Raw genomic sequence first — 3,912 nt, forward strand, 5'->3', positions numbered from 1 at the left:
CCCCGCCACCCGGCGGCCGCGCGGCCGGTCCGTCGGCAGGGCCAGTACCGGCGGCCGGTCGCCCAGCAGCTCGCGCCACCAGACCAGGTCGGCCGCGTCGCCCGCGGGCTCGGGGGCCCCGACGGTCGTCCCGGCGGGCCGCTCGAAGGCCGGCGGACGTCCGGCGCGGGCCGCCGTGTACAGCTCCCGGAGGTCCCCGGCGATCAGCGCCGCCGAGTGCGCGTCCGTGATGATGTGGTGCGTACCGAGGACCAGGACGTGATCGTCCTCGGCCAGCCGCAGCAGCCGGGGCGTGAACAGCGGCCCCGCGGCCAGGTCGTAGGCCCGGCCGCTCTCCTCGGCGAGCAGCGCCCCGATCGCCCGCTCGGCGTCCTGGCCCCGGGCGTCGGTCACCGTCAACGGAATGCGGAGCCCGTTCCGCACGACCTGGACGACGCCCGCCTCCTCATCGGCCCGGAACACCGTCCGCAGCCCGGCGTGCCGCTCGACCAGTCCGTCCACCGCCGTCCGCAGCGCCGCCACGTCCAGCGGGCCGCGCAGCCGTACGGCCCCCGTCTCGTTGTACGCCGCCGGGTTCTCCATCAACCGCGCGGCCAGCCACAGCCGCCGCTGCGCCGAGGTGGCGGGCGCGACGGTGTCCTGAACCGGGGCGCCCCGCTCCCGCGTCCGGCGGCGCAGCACGTCCAGGCGCTCCAGCCCCGACCGCAGCCGCTCCCGGTCCATCCCGAAGTCGACCAGGGCGGCGATCTCGTCCACCCCGGCCCCGTGCAGCGCGTCGACGAACGGGGCGACGCTCGTGGGCGTGCCGATCAGGGCCCGCTGGTCGCAGTAGCGGTCGTACGCCCGGCGGAACAGGTAGTCCAGGTCCTCCTCGCTCGCCGCCGCCACGTCCTCGCGCCGGGACCCGGTGGCGGTGGCCGCCGAGCGCATCAGCAGTGAGGACCGCAGATACCGCACCATCGGCTCCAGCGCCTCGGCCCGGGCGGTGGCGTGGTCGTCGCCGAGGTACGTGTGCACCAGCAGCGTCACCCGCCCGGCCGCCGGGTCGAGCCCGCACTCCGCACGCGTACGCCGGTAGTGCTCGATGTTCGCGGCCAGCTCGTCCACGGTCTGGCTCATCAGGTTGGTGACGACCCCGAGGCCGCGTCGGGCCGCCTCCTCGTACGACGCCCGCTGCCCGGAGGTGGCCAGGAAGAACGGCGGCTCCTCCTGCACCGGGCGCGGCCGGATCCGTATCTCCGCCTCCGCGCCCTCGCCCGTGCGCCGCCGCACCGCCTCCCCGCGCCACAGCCGGCGCACCTCGTCGAGGTGATCGAAGGCGATCCGCCGCCGGTCCGCGAACCGGTCCGGATGCAGGGCGAAGTCCCGGGCGTGCCAGCCGGTGGCGCAGCCGATGCCGACGCGGCCGCCGGAGAGGTTGTCCACCACCGACCACTCCTCGGCGACCCGCACCGGATCGTGCAGCGGCAGCACCACCGAGCCCGCGTTGATCCGGACGGTCCCGGTCTCCCGGGCCACGGCGGCGGCGAGCACGGCGGGGTTCGGGAAGATCCCGCCGAAGGAGTCGAAGTGCCGCTCGGGCAGCCAGACGGAGGAGAAGCCGTGCTCGTCGGCGAAGCGCGCGGTCTCCAGGACGGTGTCGTACGCCTGCGGGGTGCCGCTGCCGCTTCCGTCGGCCTCGCCGGTCTCCGGATAGTCGCCGAAGAAGTAGACGCCGAAGTCGGGCGCGGGACGCCGTGTTCCGGCCCGCCGCACGGGCGCCGGGCGGGCGGCCCGGGGGAAGAAGCCGCCGTCGCGCAGCTCCCGCAGTGAGCCCTCCACCGCCTCCGCGACGCGGTTCACGTCCTCCTCCGTATGGGCGGTGGACAGGTAGAAGCTGCGCCACTCCCATACGTACACACCGCGCAGTTGGAGGTGGTGGTAGAGCAACTCCAGGTCCGCGCGGTGCTTGAAGCGGAACATCGACCCGAAGTGGGCCAGCTCCAGCGGGAACTCCTCGTCGCGGAAGAAGCGGTTGAGCCGGTCCGCGAGCGCCTGGGTGCGGGCGTTCAGCCCGCTCTGGAGTCCGGGTCCCCGCTCGGTGAGGTGGGTGAGTACCGCGCGGGCCGCCGCCATCGACAGCGGGTGCTGCATGTACGTGCCGCCGATGAACGTGGTCTCGCGCGAGGGCCCGCCGGGCTCCCCGTACCGCCAGAACCCGCCGTCCACCCCGTCGAGCAGGTCAGCCCGCCCCGCCACCGCGCCGATCGGGAAGCCGGCCCCGAGCGCCTTGCCGTACGTGGCGAGGTCCGGCACCACCCCGAAGTGCTCCTGTGCGCCGCGCGGGTGGGGGCGGAGCCCCGTCAGCATCTCGTCGAAGAGCAGCACGATGCCCCGGCGGGCGGTGAGTTCGCGCAGCGACCGGACGAACTCCACCGGCCGCAGGCCCGGGTTGCGGCACTGTACGGGCTCGACGAGCACGGCGGCGATCGTGTCCCCGAGGGCGTTGATCGTCTCCAGGGACTCCTGGGCTCCGTACTCCAGCACGATCAGCTCCGCCACCGCGCTGGCCGGGATGCCCCGGGAGACGGGCACGGCGTGCTGCCCGGGCCCGCCGGGACGGCCGAGGACGGAGTCGATGTGCCCGTGGTACGAGCCCCGGAACATGACGACCTTGTCGCGCCCGGTCGCGGCACGGGCCAGCCGGATCGCCGCCGAGTTCGCCTCCGTGCCGGACGAGGCGAAGGCGACCCGGTCCAGGCCGGTCAGAGAGGCGAGCAGGGCCGCGGCCTCCCCGGTGTCGGGGGACCGGGGTCCGAAGCGCAGCCCGTCGGAGAGGTGGCGGCGCACGGCGTCGGTGACGGGCTCCGCCTCGTGGCCGAGGAGCAGCGCGCCGAACCCCATGGTGATGTCGGTGTAGGTGTTGCCGTCCACGTCGGTGAGCCGGGAGCCGTGCGCCGAGCGGGCCGCGACCGGGTAGAGCATCTCCTTGGTGGCGTCCCGGAACCCCACGACGGCGCGGCTGTCGGCGAGCACCGAACGGTGCCGCTGGGCCAGCTCCTTGGAGGTGCGGGTGCGCTTGGTGAACCGCTGGATCAGGGAGGTGGTGTGGGCCCGTTGGGCCTCGTCGGCCCCCGCCCCCGCCATCCCGCCCGCCGCGTCCACGACGAGACGGGGGCCGTGCGACCTCTCCCCGGCGGCGGGCTTCGCGTCCTTGGCCGGGATGGGGCCACGGGCCGCCGCGAGCTGGTCGGTGAGCCTGCGGGACAGCTCCGCCGCCCTGGCCACGGCGTCGGCGGAGGCACGCGTTGTCGCGCTCATCGCGGCTCCGTCCCGGTGCGGTCGGTCAGCAGCGCGACGGCCTCGGAGAGCTGGTTGAGCATCGCGGCCTGGGTCTCGGCCAGTTGACGTATCTGCTCGGAGAGAGCGGCGACCTCGGCCCGGGTGGCGTGGACGGGCGCGTCGGTGACGGGTGCGGGTGCGTGGGCGACCGGTGGTGGCGTGTGCGTGACCGGCGCGGGTGCGTGGGCGACCGGCTCGGGCGTGGGGGCAGGCGTGGGCTCCACGGACACGGATATCGCCGGAGCTCTCCGCCCGGCTATCAGCGCGGCCGTCAGCCGGGGTGTGCCCGCCTCCTCAAGGATCTCCCGCATGCTGATCTCCGTGCCGAACTCGGCTTCCAACTGCCGCACCATCCCGATGAGCTGGAGCGAGTCCGCGCCGAGGCCGACGAAGGTGCGGTCGGCGGCCACCTCGTCGGGCCGATGCCCGAGATGGCGCGCGGTCAGCTCCAGCACCCTGTCCAGTACGGCCTGTTCGGTCATGCGGTCCTCCGTGGGGCGTGGGAGCGGTGGGAGCGGGGTGAGGGGCGTGAGCGGGGGCGGGTACGGGGCCGGGCCCCTCCAGTGCGCGCGGCGCTGGAAGGGGTACGTG

At 74.9% G+C, this 3,912-nt stretch carries 2 protein-coding genes; both read right to left on the bottom strand.

Annotated features, from left to right (window positions below):
- Nucleotides 1-3,300 (bottom strand): MupA/Atu3671 family FMN-dependent luciferase-like monooxygenase (locus tag CR470_RS36400; RefSeq protein ID WP_257139041.1); only part of this gene is annotated, 3,300 nt, incomplete at its 3' end.
- Nucleotides 3,297-3,803, bottom strand: coding sequence for an acyl carrier protein (locus tag CR470_RS36405; RefSeq protein WP_257139042.1), 507 nt, complete (start codon nt 3,801-3,803; stop codon nt 3,297-3,299). The genes CR470_RS36405 and CR470_RS36400, both read right to left, overlap by 4 nt.
- Between the last annotated feature and the right edge of the window lie 109 nt (nt 3,804-3,912).

Origin of the sequence: Streptomyces sp. rh34, assembly GCF_002551245.1 — a bacterium.
Lineage (GTDB): Bacteria > Actinomycetota > Actinomycetes > Streptomycetales > Streptomycetaceae > Streptomyces.